This is a genomic window from Collinsella sp. CLA-ER-H11, assembly GCF_040092445.1.
Taxonomy (GTDB): domain Bacteria; phylum Actinomycetota; class Coriobacteriia; order Coriobacteriales; family Coriobacteriaceae; genus Collinsella.
This window is the reverse complement of record NZ_JBBNLN010000001.1, coordinates 302,001-318,670: the sequence shown is the minus strand read 5'-3', so window position 1 is coordinate 318,670 and position 16,670 is coordinate 302,001. Positions and strand designations below refer to the sequence as shown.

The window sequence follows — 16,670 nt, the reverse complement described above, 5'->3', positions numbered from 1 at the left end:
AGGGAGAAATGATGCTCGAGAATGGCAAAACGATGCCTTCGATTGATGCTTGGCTGCGCGAGGCCAAGGCCGATTCGTCGGCACCTGCGTGCGGTATGTATCTGACACATAACGGTGTGGTGCGCGCGACGCCCAAGGCCGAGGCGCGCGGTGTCGAGACCGATGGCGTGGCGCCGGGCCACAAGGTGGGCAGCATGGTGTTCGGCTACGACGCCAGCAAGGTACAGGCCGCCATCGAGGCGACGAGCGCGATGCCGGGTATCGGCTATGTGCGCGTGTGGTTGGCAAGCGGCGAGCTTGCCGTAGGTGACGACATCATGCTCGTGCTCATCGGCGGGGACATTCGCCCGCACGTGGTCGATGCGCTGCAGGCGCTCGTTGGCACCATCAAGAACGAATGTGTGAGTGAGGTCGAGCGCGAGGCGTAGAGGCTTGCGTCGACAGAAGGCTCGTTTATAAAAATGCCCGCCGGTACGTGTGATACCGGCGGGCATTTTGCGTTTTGGGCGCGGTGGGTGCTACACGCGCGTCGCATCCTTGGGGCTCATGGTCATGCTCTGGAAGCGATTCTCCATAAAGTCATTATCGAAGTACTTGCCGTAGAACTGCGCAACGGGAATATCCGGTTCCGTGCCGTTGACGCGCTGATACCAATAATCGAGCGACTGCAGCGTCATAACGCCATCGACCAGCATAATGATGGTGAAGATGACGGTAGCCGAGTAGCGGCTCTTCCACGGAATCATGTTGATGAGCTTGAGCAGCCTCGGCAGCAGCAGCTTGATCCAGATGAGGCCACCCAGGCCCCACAGGCAGGCGAAGCCCGTGCAGGTACGTCCGCCGGTAAGGACGGCGAGCGGATCGGGCATGCCAAAGAGCTTCATATGCGAGTAGCTCCACGAGACCACGCCAAACGAGGTCTGCATAAACCAGCCCACGAACACCTCAAAGCTTGCGCCGAGCAGCGCGCTCACCAAAAAGATAATGATGGGGTTCTTTTTGTAGAAGCGGTTGAGCACCATGGTCATGAGCACGGCGCCAAATCCGTAGATGGGGCTGAAGGGGCCAAACAGCATGCCGGCGCGGTTCTGGTAGACGCCCGGGTCGTCGACCGTCATGTGCCAGATGTCCTCGGCGAACAGGCCGAGTATGCAGCAGACAAAGAATACCCAGAACAGGTTGAAGTAGTTGAGCTTAATGTAGCCTTCGCCGGTTTCATCGCGCCCGAGCATGCCCTCGGCGGCGGCGTCGCGATCGAGCATTTCCTGCAGGCGGCGCTGCAGCTCGCGCTCCTGGCGCAGCGTGGGGTCGACGGTGGCCGAAAGCGCGACGAGGATGCCGAGCTGGATGGCAGGGCGCAGCAAGAAGGGCCCGATGCCCTGGAGCATCACGTCAACCAAAAGCTCGACGACGGTAAACGCGATAAGGATATAGGACAGACGGGCAGCGTTGCGGCGCTGGTTTTTGATAAGGTCCAGGCCAAAGATAATCAGGATGACGGCGCTTGCCGCAGAGAGCATGATGCCGGCGACGATAAGGCCGACCGCGACGAGTGTGTTGTCGCCGAGCTTGGCGGCGGCGTTGCCATTGATGAGCGCGGTGATGACCTGCCACATAAAGGCGCCGACCGAGGGGAGCGTGCCCACGCCGGACAGGATGCACAGGACGGCGTACACCTTAATGATGAGGGGGATCTTCTTGACCTCCGTGGCGCTGGGGACGCTGGGGTCGAGTTCGTTTCGATCCATACATAACCTTTCTCGTTTTGCTGTAGGTACAAGGATACGCCGCCGACCTGCCAAAAGACAGGACGAACGTCCCGATTGCAACAATGCAAGCCCTAACGGCGGGCGAGACACGTCGCAACGAAAGCATGCGGGATCGTCGGCCCCGAGGCGGTTGCCCAATAAAATGTTTGGCTGCAAAACGGATTATAAGCTCGGTGGGCTTTTAAAAAGCGCTGTTCATGCGCGGGAGTGCTTGTCTTGCCGTGCGTATAATAGGGCAGGTAACGCCAAATAACGAGGCTCTGAGGGGATGCCATGTCTCAAGAAACCATCCACGCGGCCGAGCGCGCCGCGGGACAGGTGAAGACCATGTCGACGTATGATCCGGACTCCGACCAGCTGCATGAGGAATGCGGCATTTTTGGTGTGTGGGCGCCCGATCGCGATGTGGCTCGACTGACGTACTTTGGTCTGCGCGCGCTGCAGCATCGCGGCCAGGAATCGGCGGGAATCGCCGTGGGCGACGGCGGCACGGTTATGGTTCGCAAAGACCTGGGACTGCTCGATCGCGTGTTCTCCAACGCCGACCTGTCGACGCTCTCCGGCCAGCTGGCCGTGGGCCACGTGCGCTATGGCACTGCCGGTGCCAAGAGCTGGGAAGCCTCGCAGCCGCATCTTTCTACCATCAACAGCGTCATTATCGCGCTTGCTCACAACGGCACTCTGGTCAACACCGACGAGCTGCGCCGCCAGCTAATCGAGCTGGGCGTGCCGTTCCTCTCCAATTCGGATTCCGAGGTCGCGACCAAGCTTATCGGCTACTTTACCCAGCGTACGGGCCACCTGCGCGAGGGCATTCGCAAGACCATGGAGCTTGTGCGCGGCGGCTACGCCATGACGCTCATCAACGAGCAGGCGCTCTACGCCTTCCGCGATCCGCACGGCATTCGCCCGCTCGTGCTGGGCAAGCTGGTGGACGAGGGTCTGGACCAAGCCGATGCCGCATCCGTTTCGCAGCTGCCCTCGCAAGACGGCGCCGCGACGGTCGACTCCGCCGTCCATGTCACGCGCGCCGGCGGCTGGGTCGTTGCTTCCGAGACCTGCGCACTTGACATTGTGGGTGCCGAGTACGTTCGCGACGTCCGTCCCGGCGAGATCTTGCGCATCAGCGCCGAGGGTCTGGTATCCGAGCAGGGCGTGCCTGCAGCTGAAGAGCCCGCCAACTGCATCTTTGAGCAGGTCTACTTTGCCCGCCCCGACTCCATCATGAACGGCAAGAGCGTCTATGCCTGCCGTTACGACATGGGTCGTCAGCTGGCACATGAGGAGCCCGTCGAGGCCGACCTGGTCATCGGCGTGCCCGACTCCGGCCTGCCGCCCGCGGAGGGCTATTCGCACGAGAGCGGCATTCCCTTTGGCGAGGGCCTCATCAAGAACCGCTACGTGGGCCGTACGTTTATCGAGCCTACGCAGGAGCTGCGCGCCATGGGCGTGCGCATGAAGCTCAACCCGCTGCGCGACAACATCGAGGGCAAGCGCCTGGTCGTCATCGACGACTCCATCGTGCGTGGCACCACCATGGTGCAGCTCGTCAAGATGCTGCGCAACGCTGGCGCCAAGGAGATTCATATCCGCATCAACTCGCCCGAGGTCATCTGGCCGTGCTTCTACGGTATCGATACCGACGTACAGTCGCAGCTTATCAGCGCCAACAAGACGGTCGACGAGATTTGCGAGTATATCGGCGCCGATTCGCTGGCCTTCCTTTCGGTCGAGGGCCTGCTGAAGGTCATGCCCAAGGGCGGTTACTGCGATGCGTGCTTTACCGGCCGCTACCCCGTGGCGATTCCCGAGAGCTTTGGCCGCGACAAGTTTATGGAGGGCTTTAAGCCCCGCAACCTGGATAAGCCGCTGCACTTTGACGACGACGCCGTGGTCGAGAAATACGACGACCGCAGCTGGGAAGAGAAGCACGGCGAGGCCTAAAACCTGCCATGTAGGGACAGGTTCATTTTGGTAGGTTTTACCTGCTGTTTTGTTGATATGACGGCGCGTGCTGTTATGGCGCGCGCCGAAATGAACGCAACTATGAGCACCGTTTGGCGCCCGCGCGGCGCCACGGTAGTGGGAGAGGAAGGCTCAGATGAGCGACAGCAAGCATGTGACGTATGAGGACGCCGGCGTCGATACCGCCGAGGGCGGCCGCGCCGTCGACGCCATTAAGCAAATGGTTAAGGACACCAACCGTCCCGAGGTCATCGGCGGTATCGGTGGCTTTGGTGGCTTATTCTCGGCCGCCGCGCTTAAGGATATGGAAGACCCGATTCTGATCAGCGGTACCGACGGCGTGGGCACCAAACTTGTGCTCGCCCAGATCATGGATCGTCACGAGACGGTGGGCCAGGACCTGGTCGCCATGTGCGTCAACGACATTTTGGCTTCGGGCGCCGAGCCGCTGTTCTTCCTGGACTACGTTGCCATCGGCCACATTGAGGCCGAGCACATGGCAAAGATCATCAAGGGCGTGGCCGATGGCTGTAAGCTCGCGGGCTGCGCGCTCGTGGGCGGCGAGATGGCCGAGCACCCCGGCGTCATGGCTCCTGCCGACTACGATCTCGCCGGCTTTACCGTGGGCGTTGTCGACCGCCCCAAGATGCTCGACCCCGCGAACGTCCGCCCCGGCGACGTGATTCTGGGCCTGCCTTCCACCGGCGTGCACTCCAACGGCTACTCGCTCGTGCGCAAGGTCATCGGCGTCGACGGCATCAAGCCGGGCACGCCCGAGGCCGCCGCTAAGGCCGAGGAGCTGAGCCGCCCGCTCGAGGAGCTCGGCGGCGCATCGCTGGCCGACGCCCTGCTGGCCCCTACGCGCATCTACGTCAAGCCGATTCTTGAGCTGCTGCGTGGTGGCGCTCCGGTGCACGCCATTGCCCACATCACCGGCGGCGGCATCACCGAGAACCTCAACCGCGCGCTTGCCGACGACGTCGACGCCGTGGTCACCCGTAACGGTGCCGAGATGGGCTGGGACGTTCCGCCCGTCATCACTTACGTGTCGCGCCAGGCCGAGCTCGCGCCCAACGAGGCATGCAAGACTTTCAACATGGGCGTCGGCCTGTGCCTGATCGTTGCCCCCGAGGACGAGGCCGCGGTGACCGAGGCCCTGGTCGCGCTGGGCGAGAAGCCGTTCCGCGTGGGCGAGTGCGTCAAGGGTTCCGGTAAGGTCGTGTACTCCGATGAGCGCTAACGAGCAGATGGCTGCCGTCGAGGGCCTGGGCTTTGTGCCCTACACCCGTCCGACCGGCACCGATACGGCCGAGCCGCTCAAGATCGGTGTGCTCATCAGCGGTTCGGGTACCAACCTGCAGGCGCTGATCGATTTGATCGCCGCCGGCAAGCTCAACGCTTCGATTGAGCTTGTGGTGTCGAGCCGTCCTTCGGCTAAGGGTTTGCAGCGCGCTGAGCGCGCGGGCATCCAGACGCTCACGCTGTCCAAGGATGTCTATGCCGACCCTATTGCCGCCGACGAGATCATCGCGCACGAGCTTCTCGAGCGCGGCTGCGAGTATGTGGTCATGGCCGGCTACATGCGCATGGTGCACACGCCTCTACTGGCGGCGTTTCCCAACCGCGTGGTCAACTTGCATCCGGCACTGCTGCCGAGCTTTACCGGTGCGCATGCGATTGACGATGCCTTTGCGCGCGGTGTCAAGGTGACCGGCGTGACCGTGCACTTTGCCAACGAGATCTACGACAACGGCCCCATCATCGCCCAGCGCGCGCTGGCTGTCGAGGAAGGTTGGGATGTCGACACGCTCGAGGAGCACATCCACGCGATTGAGCACGTGCTGTATCCCGAGGTCGTGCAAATGCTCGCCGACGGCCGCGTCCACGTGCTGGAGAGCGGCAAGGTCGCAATTGACGCGCCTCGCGGCTAGCGGCGCACAGTACAATTTAGCCGAGTAGTCAGGGTGGTCATTGGCGCCAAGGCGCGCGTGGCCACCTTTTGTTTTGGGTAGTCACCTGCGACGTTCTTTAACGACTAGTCATTTAAGAACGTCCCCGATGGCTAGGTGAGAGAGGTGAGCGCATGGCGGATAACGAAGCGCTGTTTACGCCTGAGCTGGTGTTTTTTGATTGGGAGTGTGCGACGCCGGATGAGGTGTTTGCGCGGCTCGAGGGCAAGCTTGCACCACGTGGCTACATTGCATCCGGTTGGCTCGACGCCGTTCGCACGCGCGAGGATGCCTATCCCACGGGTCTTGCCATGCCGGCGGCAAACATTGCCATTCCGCATACCGATCCGGGGTTTGTGGCCAAGCCCTATATCGCGGTGGTGAAGCCCACCGCGCCCGTGACATTTAACGCTATGGCTGGCATGGGCGCTCCGGTGCCGGCGCAGATCGTCATCAATCTGGGCATCGCAGAGCCGGGCGGTCAGGTCGAGGCCCTGCAGGCGCTCATGAACATCTTTATGGACGCCGATGCCGCAGCCGACGTGCTCGGCCAGACCACGCCCCAGGGCATGGTCGACGCCATCCGCCGTCACTTCTAAGGTGGGGCTGAGCCGGCACTTGGGGACTGTCCCTAACTGCCGGCTGCCAGAGCTGTCCCCTTTGCACCAAAATGGTGCAGATTAACCTGTCCCCAATGCACCAAGCGTGCCGCGGGGGCTGCGTTGTGACACAATGGCGTTTGTTCGATTCGTTATGCGAAAGGCCAACTATGGCAAATAAGAAAAAGAACTCCGAGGCCGCGCCGACGCCCGAGCAGCAGGCCCGCGCCGCCTCCAGCTCTCGCAAGAAGCAACGCAAGACGTACGTGTCTAAGACCGTCAAGATCGTTCTGGTGGTCATCGGCGTGCTGGCGATGCTGCTTTCCGTCTCGGCGATGGCGTGCTCCGGCCTTATGTCGCAGGCTGAGGACACCTCGGGCTACAAGCTGACTGGCGGTGTTGCTGCCACTATCAACGGCACCAACCTCACCGAGGACACCGTGACCAAGCAGATCATGAGCATGCGCACGTCCTACGGCTACACCAAGGACAAGGACTGGGCACAGTACCTGGTCGACAACGACCTCACGCCCAAGAAGTACCGCAAGCAGCTCATCGACTCCTACGCGCAGCAGATCCTGCTTCAGCAAGCGCAGAAGGAGAATGGCGTGACGGTGTCGGACGAGGAGGTCGAGAAGGCTTGGAAGGACGCGTGCAAGAGCGCAGGCGGCGCCAAGACTTTTAAGAAGACTCTCAAGACCTACGGCTACACCGAGGACACCTACAAGGATTCGCTCAAGGAGAGCCTGGCGCAGCAGAAGCTCAAGGATGCCGTGGCACCCACCAGCAAGCCCAAGGACAGCGAGATTGTCGATTACATCAACGAGAACCTGTCCAACTACAATGACGCCCGTCGCTCGTCGAATATTCTGATCAAGGTCGATTCCGACGCCTCCGACGAGGACAAGGCCGCCGCCAAGGCCAAGGCGCAGGAGTGCCTGGACAAGATTAACTCTGGCGAGCTGAGCTTTGAGGACGCCGTAAAGCAGTACTCCGACGATACCGGCTCCAAGGATAAGAAGGGCGATGTGGGCTGGGACAAGCTCACCACCTTCGTCGACAGCTACCAGGCAGCGCTCGAGGGACTCAACAAGGGCGATGTGAGCGACGTTGTCGAGTCGACCTATGGTTACCACATCATCAAGTGCACCGACTACTTCCATGTCGATAATCAGGTCGATAACATTAAGCAGGTACCCAAGGACATCAAGAAGTACGTCTCCAACGTGGTGAAGACGCAGGCGGCAAGTACCGCGTACAGCGAGTGGCTGGAGCAGTACAAGAAGGATGCCGACATCACCGTTAACCCCATGCCCAAGGACGTGCCCTATAACGTGAGCCTGAAGGGCGTCACCAAGAGTTCGACCGACGAAGCGTCGACGACTGAGTAATCATGGGGCGGTGCCCGCGTGAGTGCCGCCCACGCTATTGAGGAGGATTTACAGATGACCAACGAAGAGCTGCAGAAGGAAATGATCGCAGCCATGAAGGCTAAGGACAAGGTTCGCCTGTCCATCATTCGCCAGGTCAAGGCCGAGGTGAAGAATATTGAAGTCAACGAGCGCCGCGATGTGACCGAGGAAGACGTCAACAACATGATCAAGCGTCTGATTAAGCAGACGAGCGAGACGCTGGAGATGTCCATTAAGGCCGGTACCGACCAGGAGCGTACCGACAACCTGACCGAGCAGGTCAAGATTCTGGAGAGTCTGCTGCCCGCGCAGGTTTCGGGCGAGGAGCTCGAGGCCCTGATCGAGCAGGTCATCGCCGAGCTGGGCGCGACCTCTAAGAAGCAGATGGGCCAGGTCATGGGAGCACTCGGCAAGGCCACCGGCGGCAACTTCGACAAACCGGCAGCAGCAAAGATCGTCGGAGCAAAGCTGGCTTAAGGGCTGGCCGACACATAGCCGATGCTGAGGGGGCGTGACCATCGCGGTCGCGCCCCTTTTTGATGAGCTGGGTACTCATTGGGGACAGACTTAAATGAGTGCCCAATGAGCGGGCACTCATTTAAGCCTGTCCCCAATGAGTGGGTTAAAGGTTGCGGGTTCTTTACGGGAATGTAGTGTGGGCTGCGGAAACGTGGTTCTTTCCGTACAATAGTGCAACTCGTGTAAACGCAGGGAAGGGACATTCATGGCAGACATGATCGAGATCAAGCATCTCAACAAGTACTTTGGCGACCTGCATGTGCTCAAAGATATCAATCTCACCGTCAAGCGCGGCGAGAAGCTCGTAATGATCGGGCCTTCCGGCTCGGGTAAGTCGACGCTCATCCGTTGCGTCGATTATCTGGAGGAGCCCACGTCGGGCGAGGTCGTCATCGACGGTACGCCGCTCACCAAAAAGAACCATCTGGAGATGGCTCGCAAGTACAGTTCCATGGTGTTTCAGCAGTTCAACCTGTATCCCAACATGACGGTGCTGGGCAACCTGACGCTCGCGCCCATCAAGCTGCAAAAGAAGAGCAAAGAGGAGGCGACCGAGATCGCCATCGCCGCGCTCAAGCGCGTCGGCATGGCGCATAAGGCCGGCGAGTATCCGCAGAATCTCTCGGGTGGTCAGCAGCAGCGCATCGCCATCGCCCGTGCCCTGTGCACCAAGCAGCCCATCATCCTGTTTGACGAGCCGACCTCGGCGCTCGACCCCGAGATGGTCCAGGAGGTTCTGGACGTTATGATTGAGCTCGCGCAGGAGGACATCACCATGATCTGCGTGACGCACGAGATGGGCTTTGCGCGCCAGGTGGCCGACCGCGTCATCTTTATGGAGGACGGCCGCATTCTGGAGGAGGGCACGCCTGAGCACTTCTTCGATAACCCCGAGAACCCGCGCTGCCGCGAGTTCCTGTCCAAGATTCTGCACTAGGCGCGGTGATGGACATGACGGATATGACGAGGGCGGCCGTGTCGCGCCGTCACTTTTTGCAGCTGGCTGGCGCCGGCATGCTTGCGCTGACGGGGACCGCGCTTGCCGGTTGCGGCAACTCCACCAGCAGCGAGGGTTCCGACAAGGGGTCCAAGCTGGCGGCCATCAAGTCGCGCGGCCATCTGAATGCCGGCGTTAAGAAGGACGTTCCCGGCTACGGTTACTACGACACCGCCAAGGGCCGCTTTGAGGGCATGGAAGTCGATTTGTGCTACCAGATCGCCGCTGCCGTCTTTGGCGTGAGCTACAAGGAGGCCCGCGCCCAGGAGCTTGTCGAGTTTACCGACGTGACGCCCAAGACGCGCGGCCCGCTGATCGATAACGGCCAACTCGACGTGGTCGCGGCGACCTACACCATCACCGACGAGCGCAAGAAGAGTTGGGATTTCTCGACGCCGTACCGCACCGACTACGTGGGACTTATGGTCAAGAAGCGTTCGGGCTTTACCTCGATTGAGGACCTGGACGGCAAGGTCATCGGCGTGAGCCAGGGTGCCACCACGCAGGGCCTGATCGAGCAGATGATCAAGGACAACGGCTTTAGCTGCAAGCCCGAGTTTAGGGCCTTTAGCGGCTATCCCATCATCAAGAGTTCGCTCGACGCCGGCAATATCGACGTCTTTGCCATGGACCGCTCCACGCTGGCCGGTTACATGAACGAGACCGTTGAGCTGCTGCAGCCCGAGGTCAAGTTTGGCGAGCAGGGCTACGGCGTGGCGACCAAGAAGGGCTGCGACCTTTCGGCTGTGGTCGATCAGGTGATTTGCGATCGCCTGGCCGACGGCTGGCTCGACCAAGAGGTCAAGACCTGGGGTCTTGTATAGGCGCATCGTCCAAGGAAGGAATCAAATGCTCGAAGGATTATTTGACGCCGACCGTTGGTCGACGACATTTCAAAATATGGGGCCCTTTTGGGAGGGCTTTGGCGTGACGCTGCAGGTGGTCGTTGCCGGCCTGCTGCTGTCGCTGGTGCTGGGCACGCTGCTGGGCGTGTTCTCTACCACTCGCTCGCGCGTGCTGCGCGCCATAAGCCGCGTGTACGTGGAGTTTTACCAGAACACCCCGTTGCCCGTGCAGGTGCTCTTTATGTACATGGCCGGTCCGCAGTTTTTGCAGGCCATAACCGGTGCCGACCAGCCGATGCGCATCGCACCGTTCGTGCTGGGCTTCTTGGGTGTGGGCCTGTATCACGCGGCCTACATCTCGGAGGTCATCCGCACTGGTATCGAGGCGGTTCCGCGCGGTCAGATGGAGGCGGCCCAGAGCCAGGGCTTTACCCGCGCACAGGCGTACTGGTACATCGTGCTGCCCCAGACATTCAAGATCATTCTGCCGCCGCTGTGTAACCAGGCGCTCAACCTGGTCAAGAACACGTCGGTGCTGGCGCTTGTGGCCGGCGGCGACCTTATGTACCGTTCCGACAACTTTGTGAGTCTGTACGGTTACCTGCAGGGATATATCGTCTGCTGCCTTATGTACTTCATCATCTGCTTTCCGCTCGCCATGCTGGTGCAGTGGCTCGAGCGCCGCTCCAAGGAGCGTCCGCGCGGCGTGAGCCTGGCCGAGCTGGGGCTCGACAACGTAGAGGAGGCCTAGCGCATGGAAATCTTCAACGCGACCAACCTGCTCTACATCTGGGGCGGCTTTGTTAAGACGATCGAGATCTCGGCGCTGTCGATCTTTTTCTCGCTCATCTTTGGCACGGTGCTGGCGCTCGTTAAGAGCTATGCGCCCCGCCCGTTCCGTATTTTGGTGAGCGCCTATATCGAGCTGTTCCGTTGCACGCCAAACTTGCTGTGGATCCTGTTTATCTACTTTACGGTGCAGGGTTTGGACATTGTGATTTCGACCATCGCCTTTACGCTGTTTACCAGCGCTGTTATGGCCGAGATTGTGCGCGGCGGCCTCAACTCGATTCCGCGCGGCCAGTTTGAGGCAGCGCAGAGCCAGGGCTTTGGCTTCTTTGCCACCATGCGCTACATCATTCTGCCGCAGACGTTTAAGACGATCATTCCGGCGCTGTTTAGCCAGTGCACGACCGTCATCAAGGACAGCTCGTATCTTTCGGGCATTAACGTGGCCGAGCTCATGTACACGGCTAACGTCGTGATGGCCCACGCGATCGACCTGTCGCAGGTGCTTATGCTCTACGGCCTGGTGTTTGCGATGTACTTTGTGCTCAACTTTGGTATCTCGCTGCTGGTTCGCGCATATCAGAGGCGAATGGTGGCAGCGTAGAATGTGGCAAAGGGACAGCCCCTTTGTCACATAGAGAAAGGAATCGCGATGAGCGATCTGGAGAACAAGAAGAATCCTGTGGTCATTACCATCGCGCGCGACTTTGGCGCCGAGGGCCACGAGATTGGTCGTATCCTCGCCGATGAGCTGGGGATTCCGCTGTACGATAACGAGCTGCTGGTGCGTGCTTCGCTGCGCGCGGGCGAGTCGCTCGACAAGATGGCCGCCTACGACGAGCGCCTGGCCGTGGAGAACATGGCGTTTCTGCCCGACCGCTACGATGCGCGTTCGTACTCGGACAAGTTGTTCCAAAAGATGAGCCAGGTGATTTTGGATCTGGGTGAGACCGAGAGCTGCATTATCGAAGGCCGTCTGTCCGATTATCTGCTGCGCAACAACCCCAACCACATCGCCGTGCTGGTGACTGCGCCCTTTGAGGACCGCGTCGAGATCGTGCGCAAGAAGCGTGGCCTCAACAAAAAGAAGGGCGCCAAGCTGGTCAAGCAGCAGCAGAAGGCGCGCGAGGCGTTCTATAAGCGCTACAGTGCCGGAAAGTGGAAGATGACGAGCGGTAAAGACATCGTCGTCAACCGCGCCAAGCTGGGCCGCGAGGGTTGCAAAGACGTTATTGCCGCAGCCTACCGCTACAAAGTAGCGCAGCTCGAAGACTAACCGACCAAAAATCACCACAAAGGGGACAGGCACCTTTGTGGTGGTTTTTGTTTTAGGCGGAGGGGAGGGCCTTGGTGAGACCGGCGCGCGTCTGTATGTCGGTCTTTTGGTAGATAGAGCTCAGGTGGCGCTGTACCATGCGCATCGAGATGCCGAGCTCCTCGGCGATCTGCTTGAGCGGGCGTTCGTCCTGGGTTACGGCCACGAGCACGTCGACTTCGCGCGGGGTGAGAGCGTGATCGGTGATGAAGGCCTGACGCTGCTCCTCGATACTCGGTGCTGCCAGCGCCTCCTCGGCAAGCTGTTGATGTTCGCGCTCCTGCTCGGTTTGGGGCAGGCGGAACAAGCCGGCTGCCACGAATGCTGCGCAGGCGGCGACGAGCAAAACGAGCGCGCCGATCATGATGAGGGCAACGTTGCCCGAGGTCACAAGGGCAAGCGAGATGCCCGATGTAGTGAATGCGCATGCATTGTTGGCGGCGCGTCCCATGCCGGCCCAAAGAGCGGGCGCGTGCATACGCGGTGCCAGCTGTGTAAAGGTGGCGGTAAAGAACGTGACAAAAAAGCCCGAACTCAGGTAAAAGACGACAAGGCCCAGGTTGGGATCGGCGCCGGCCTCCACGGCCAGGATGGAAATGGTCGAGAGCACGGCGATGCCGAGCATGACAAGTCCCATGTAGCGGCGCTCGGCAAGATCAAAGATAACACCGGCGGCAAGGCCGCTTGCCGCCAAAAAGAGGCGCGGCCAGGCTTGCACGGCAATGGTGCCGTGGGCGTTGGAGAGTGTGACCACGTTGTCGAGGTCGAGAACAAGCAGGCAAGAATCATGACGAGCGCGATGCTCCAGCATGCCTGTTTGGCGAGGGCATGAGAGGGCTCAACAAAGGGATTGATGGCAGGCCTTTCGGGGGGCGCGCTTGGCAATAGCGTGCTCGTTGCCTTTTGCGCTGGCAGGTGCGCCACATGAGAATTTGTGCCCCGGGATCCGGATATCTTCCCGTAACATGGTGTTATAGAAGCACCCCTTACGACAAGGAGGCTCACATGCGAACGCAAATCCATGACAACCCAATCGACCACGGCTGCTCGTGCGCGCTCTCTCACGGAACGTGGCGCCGCGTGGGCGCAAAACTTGCCTGCGCGGGGGCCTGCGTGCTCATGGCCGGTCAGCTGCTGCTGCCGAGCGTGGCGCTCGCCGCCGACTGGGTCAACGTGGGCGGCACGCAGTACGACGCGGGCACTGCTGCTGGCGACGAGGCTGGAACCTGGTCCTGGGATGGCGCTAACGACATGAAGCTCAACGGCTACGACGGCGGCTCCATCGGCGCCAAGGGCAACCTCACCATCGGCGTGACGGGCACCAACACCGTCACGGCCGACGCCGGGCAGAGCGCCATTGCTGTCAAGAACGGCAACCTTGCCATTAACGGCGACGGGACTCTCAACGCGACGGCCCAGACCGATGTGATTGCGGCGGAAGGCGACGGCAATTCGGGCGGCGATGTGACCATCAGCGGCGCCAACGTCAACGTGACGGCTTCGGGCGCAGCGGACAACGTGACGGGCATTCGCGCGACGGCCGGCAGCGTGACAATCGATAAGGGCGCCGATGTCAAAATCGAGGCGAAATCGGCTGAAGGATCTTGGCGTCCAATGCAGGTCATCTGCGGTATCCATGCTGACAACATTCCAAACAGACACGCTGCCCAGGAAGGCGAGCAGGAAGAGCCGGATTCCGCTTATGAGCACGGCGCCGATGTCACCATCGATGGCGCCAGTCTGTTGATTAAGACTGGCGATGCCTCGTGGGCTTCCTTGTGCATCAATACGTTCGGTATCAAGAAGAATACCCTCATGAAAATCGTCAACGGAGCCGATGTCACGCTTTCGGCTGGTAGTGCGGCTTCGCGCTCGGCGGGTATCAGCGCACGCTCGCAAGACGGTGCGGTGTGGATGCTTGTCGAGAAGTCGAACCTCACGTCTCGAAGCCTGTCTGCCGCAAGCGGCATCGACGCCGCTCGCAATCAAAGTTTTGGAATCATGGCAGAGGCAAATACCAGGTTTGAAACGCCTCGTATCCAGATTTTCAAATCGAAGATTGAGGCTTCGGGCGCGACTGCGGGGATCTATGCGATCAACCGCAACGCCGCGAATGCGACACTGTTCCGTGCCGCGATGATCGATTTACGAGGGAACGCGATGATTGCGACTCCGACGGATGGTGCCGTGCGCGATGTGAAAAAGGTTGTCGATACGGGGAAATGGCCAAGTTCCCAGAACGGGCAGGTCATCGGTGTTGCCGGTTCGTCTGCTATTACGGATATCGTCGGTTCTGCCGAGGTCGCCCATGATGTAGTGATTGATTTTGGAGACGGACAGGAGCCGGAGCCGACGCCGGGGCCTGAGCCGACGCCGGAGCCCGATCCCGACCCCATACCCAATCCCGAGCAGAAGCCTGGCCTCAAGCCCGTAGACAAGGACGTAAAGACCACCACGGCGGTCACCAAGACCGTTACGACCAAGACTGCCGCCGGCGCCAAAAACGCTTCCGGTGTTCTGGCTGCCACAGGCGACAACGCCGCGACGGCGGCGGCCGCCCTCGGCATCGCCGGTGCGTCCGTCATCGGCGCCGGCTTCGTCGCGTCCAAGCGCCGCGACCGCTAGCGCAAGCTTCCGCAACATAAAACAGCGGAGGTACCCCTTACGACAAGGAGGCTCACATGCGAAAGCAAATCCATGACAACCCAATCGACCACGGCCGCGCGTGCGCGCTCTCTCACGGAACGTGGCGTCGCGTGGGCGCCAAGCTCGCCTGCGCGGGGGCTTGCGCGCTCATGGTCGGTCAGCTGCTGCTACCCAGCGTGGCGCTCGCCGCCAAATGGGTCAACGTCGGCGGCACGCAGTACAACAAGGGCGCCGGCGACGAGGCCGGAACGTGGTCCTGGGACGGCGCCGACGACATGAAGCTCAATGGCTACAACGGCGCCGGTATCAGCGCTCAGGGCAACCTCAATATCGGCGTGACGGGCACCAACACCGTAACGGCCGATTCCTTGCAGAGCGCTATCGAGGTCAAGGACGGCAACCTTGCCATCACGGGGGAGGGAACCCTCAACGCGACGGCCGAACCACAGAAGAGCAGGAGCGCTGTTAAGGTCGAGTGCGGTAGCCTCGCCATCTCGGGTGACGTGACTCTCAACGCGACGGCCGGGACCGATACGATAGCGGTTTCGGGGGACGGTAAGGCCGGCGGTGACGTGGACATCCGCGGTGCCAACGTTAACGTGACGGCAACGAACAAAGTGCCTCATACCATCGGCATTCATACGCGGGCAGGCAACATAACCATTAACGAGGGCGCCGACGTCCACGTTGAGGCGGAGGCGAATGGGGGGCTCAATGCCGTTGCAGTCTATGCCGAAAACATCTCCTCCGAGCATGGAGGCTGCATCGCGGTGGATAACGCAAAATTAGATGCGGCGGCGCGTAATACAAACATGTTGTCGGTCGCCCTGTATTCGTCCGGGGGTAAGGATACATATTTGAGTATTACCAACGGGGCGGATGTTACGCTCGTGGCGAGTGATAGTGCCGAGGTTTTGGATGGTGTTTGGATGCGCGCGCAGGACGGCGTGTCGCGGGTGCTCGTCGAGAATTCGAGCCTTACAGTTCGATGCGGTGACGGAACTGGCCACAGTCGTAAACATGGCTACGGAATATATTCCCAGTCCGGTTCCCAGTCCGCCATCCCTCGAATTGACATCATTAATTCAAATGTTGAGGTGTCGGGTAATGCAGCGGCAATCTACGCTGTCAATCAAGGTGATGCAGCCCCTTGTCTCTCAATTGATGGCGGATCGGTAGTTACGACTCCCGCCGGCGGCACTGTGCGAGAAACTACGGGAAACGGACTCGTCATCGGTGCTGCCGGGTCGTCCACTATCCAGGATGTTAGGACCTCCGACGAGGTTGCCCGCAGCGTGGTAATCAGCTCCGGAGATGCGGTCGAGCCTGAGCCCACGCCGCAGCCTGAGCCTACCCCGGCTCCCACGCCGCAGCCAGGCGGCGGAAGTGAGACTGGCACGCCGTCCGTGACGCTGGCACAGGCGAGTTCCACGACTGCTGCCTCCAAGCCGGCCGCGAAGGCCACCGCTGCCCAGAAGTCCGTGGGCACTCTGGCCGCCACGGGCGACAACGCCGCGACGGCGGCAGCGGCCCTTGGCATCGCCGGCGCAACCGTTGCCGCTGCCGGCATCGCCGCAACCAAGCGCCGCAAGCGCTAGGCTTTTGGTGGCAGCGCCCATTCTCGGCTTTTACAAAATCTCGATCTGTAACACCAAACCTGATAGTTGGGCTCTAGGTGTTACAGATTGAGGCGAACTGTTCAGCCGCTAACCTAACGTCTCGATCTGTAACACGTGGCGAGGAATTTGGTCTCTAACTGTTACAGATTGAGACAAACGCCGGAATTGGTTTGCCGACCAGGCTCCAAACCACCACAAAGGTGCCTGTCCCCTTTGTGGTGGTCGGGCGGTCGGCATAGAAAAAGT

General features: G+C 60.6%; 16 protein-coding genes. 14 read left to right on the top strand and 2 right to left on the bottom strand.

Annotated features, from left to right (window positions below; all coding sequences use genetic code 11):
• Window positions 1-8 precede the first annotated feature (8 nt).
• Complete coding sequence (locus tag AAAX35_RS01305) at window positions 9-428, top strand: molybdenum cofactor biosynthesis protein MoaE (RefSeq protein ID WP_349116483.1); 420 nt, start codon at window positions 9-11, stop codon at window positions 426-428.
• Between the two features lie 90 nt (window positions 429-518).
• On the opposite strand, the gene AAAX35_RS01300 is transcribed toward AAAX35_RS01305, so the two are convergent.
• Window positions 519-1,748: a putative ABC transporter permease gene (locus AAAX35_RS01300; RefSeq protein ID WP_349116482.1), complete on the bottom strand. Its 1,230-nt coding sequence runs from the start codon at window positions 1,746-1,748 to the stop codon at window positions 519-521.
• 294 nt (window positions 1,749-2,042) lie between these two features.
• On the opposite strand from AAAX35_RS01300, the gene purF reads away from it, so the two are divergent.
• From purF to AAAX35_RS01245, 11 genes are all read left to right on the top strand, one after another.
• The gene (gene purF, locus AAAX35_RS01295; protein ID WP_052043972.1) at window positions 2,043-3,713 is read left to right on the top strand and encodes an amidophosphoribosyltransferase; all 1,671 of its coding nucleotides are present in this window, start codon (window positions 2,043-2,045) and stop codon (window positions 3,711-3,713) included.
• Window positions 3,714-3,870: 157 nt separating this feature from the next.
• The gene (gene purM / locus AAAX35_RS01290) at window positions 3,871-4,974 is read left to right on the top strand and encodes a phosphoribosylformylglycinamidine cyclo-ligase (RefSeq protein ID WP_349116481.1); all 1,104 of its coding nucleotides are present in this window, start codon (window positions 3,871-3,873) and stop codon (window positions 4,972-4,974) included.
• Window positions 4,964-5,665, top strand: a complete 702-nt coding sequence (gene purN / locus AAAX35_RS01285) for a phosphoribosylglycinamide formyltransferase (protein ID WP_349116480.1) — start codon at window positions 4,964-4,966, stop codon at window positions 5,663-5,665. Before purM ends, purN begins: the two co-directional genes overlap by 11 nt.
• A gap of 152 nt (window positions 5,666-5,817) precedes the next feature.
• Window positions 5,818-6,282 carry a PTS sugar transporter subunit IIA gene (locus AAAX35_RS01280; protein WP_349116479.1) on the top strand — a complete coding sequence of 155 codons (465 nt, stop codon included), beginning with the start codon at window positions 5,818-5,820 and terminating at the stop codon, window positions 6,280-6,282.
• A gap of 170 nt (window positions 6,283-6,452) precedes the next feature.
• Window positions 6,453-7,673: a peptidylprolyl isomerase gene (locus AAAX35_RS01275; protein WP_349116478.1), complete on the top strand. Its 1,221-nt coding sequence runs from the start codon at window positions 6,453-6,455 to the stop codon at window positions 7,671-7,673.
• 54 nt (window positions 7,674-7,727) lie between these two features.
• Window positions 7,728-8,171: a GatB/YqeY domain-containing protein gene (locus AAAX35_RS01270; RefSeq protein WP_117769746.1), complete on the top strand. Its 444-nt coding sequence runs from the start codon at window positions 7,728-7,730 to the stop codon at window positions 8,169-8,171.
• A gap of 247 nt (window positions 8,172-8,418) precedes the next feature.
• Complete coding sequence (locus AAAX35_RS01265; RefSeq protein ID WP_022094215.1) at window positions 8,419-9,150, top strand: amino acid ABC transporter ATP-binding protein; 732 nt, start codon at window positions 8,419-8,421, stop codon at window positions 9,148-9,150.
• Between the two features lie 8 nt (window positions 9,151-9,158).
• Entirely contained in the window at window positions 9,159-10,034 is an 876-nt protein-coding gene (locus AAAX35_RS01260) for a transporter substrate-binding domain-containing protein (protein ID WP_161144972.1), read from the top strand.
• Window positions 10,035-10,059: 25 nt separating this feature from the next.
• Complete coding sequence (locus AAAX35_RS01255; protein WP_349116477.1) at window positions 10,060-10,806, top strand: amino acid ABC transporter permease; 747 nt, start codon at window positions 10,060-10,062, stop codon at window positions 10,804-10,806.
• A 3-nt stretch (window positions 10,807-10,809) separates the two neighbouring features.
• Complete coding sequence (locus AAAX35_RS01250) at window positions 10,810-11,448, top strand: amino acid ABC transporter permease (RefSeq protein ID WP_006235796.1); 639 nt, start codon at window positions 10,810-10,812, stop codon at window positions 11,446-11,448.
• Between the two features lie 48 nt (window positions 11,449-11,496).
• Entirely contained in the window at window positions 11,497-12,120 is a 624-nt protein-coding gene (locus AAAX35_RS01245; protein WP_117746190.1) for a cytidylate kinase-like family protein, read from the top strand.
• Between the two features lie 52 nt (window positions 12,121-12,172).
• Here the strand turns inward: AAAX35_RS01245 and AAAX35_RS01240 are convergent, their stop codons facing one another.
• Window positions 12,173-12,970 (bottom strand): helix-turn-helix transcriptional regulator, encoded by a 798-nt coding sequence (locus tag AAAX35_RS01240; RefSeq protein ID WP_349116475.1) that lies wholly within the window; start codon window positions 12,968-12,970, stop codon window positions 12,173-12,175.
• Window positions 12,971-13,164: 194 nt separating this feature from the next.
• Between AAAX35_RS01240 and AAAX35_RS01235 the strand changes: the two genes are divergently transcribed.
• Window positions 13,165-14,784: an LPXTG cell wall anchor domain-containing protein gene (locus AAAX35_RS01235; RefSeq protein WP_349116474.1), complete on the top strand. Its 1,620-nt coding sequence runs from the start codon at window positions 13,165-13,167 to the stop codon at window positions 14,782-14,784.
• A gap of 56 nt (window positions 14,785-14,840) precedes the next feature.
• Window positions 14,841-16,403: an LPXTG cell wall anchor domain-containing protein gene (locus AAAX35_RS01230; protein ID WP_349116473.1), complete on the top strand. Its 1,563-nt coding sequence runs from the start codon at window positions 14,841-14,843 to the stop codon at window positions 16,401-16,403.
• Window positions 16,404-16,670: the final 267 nt, after the last annotated feature.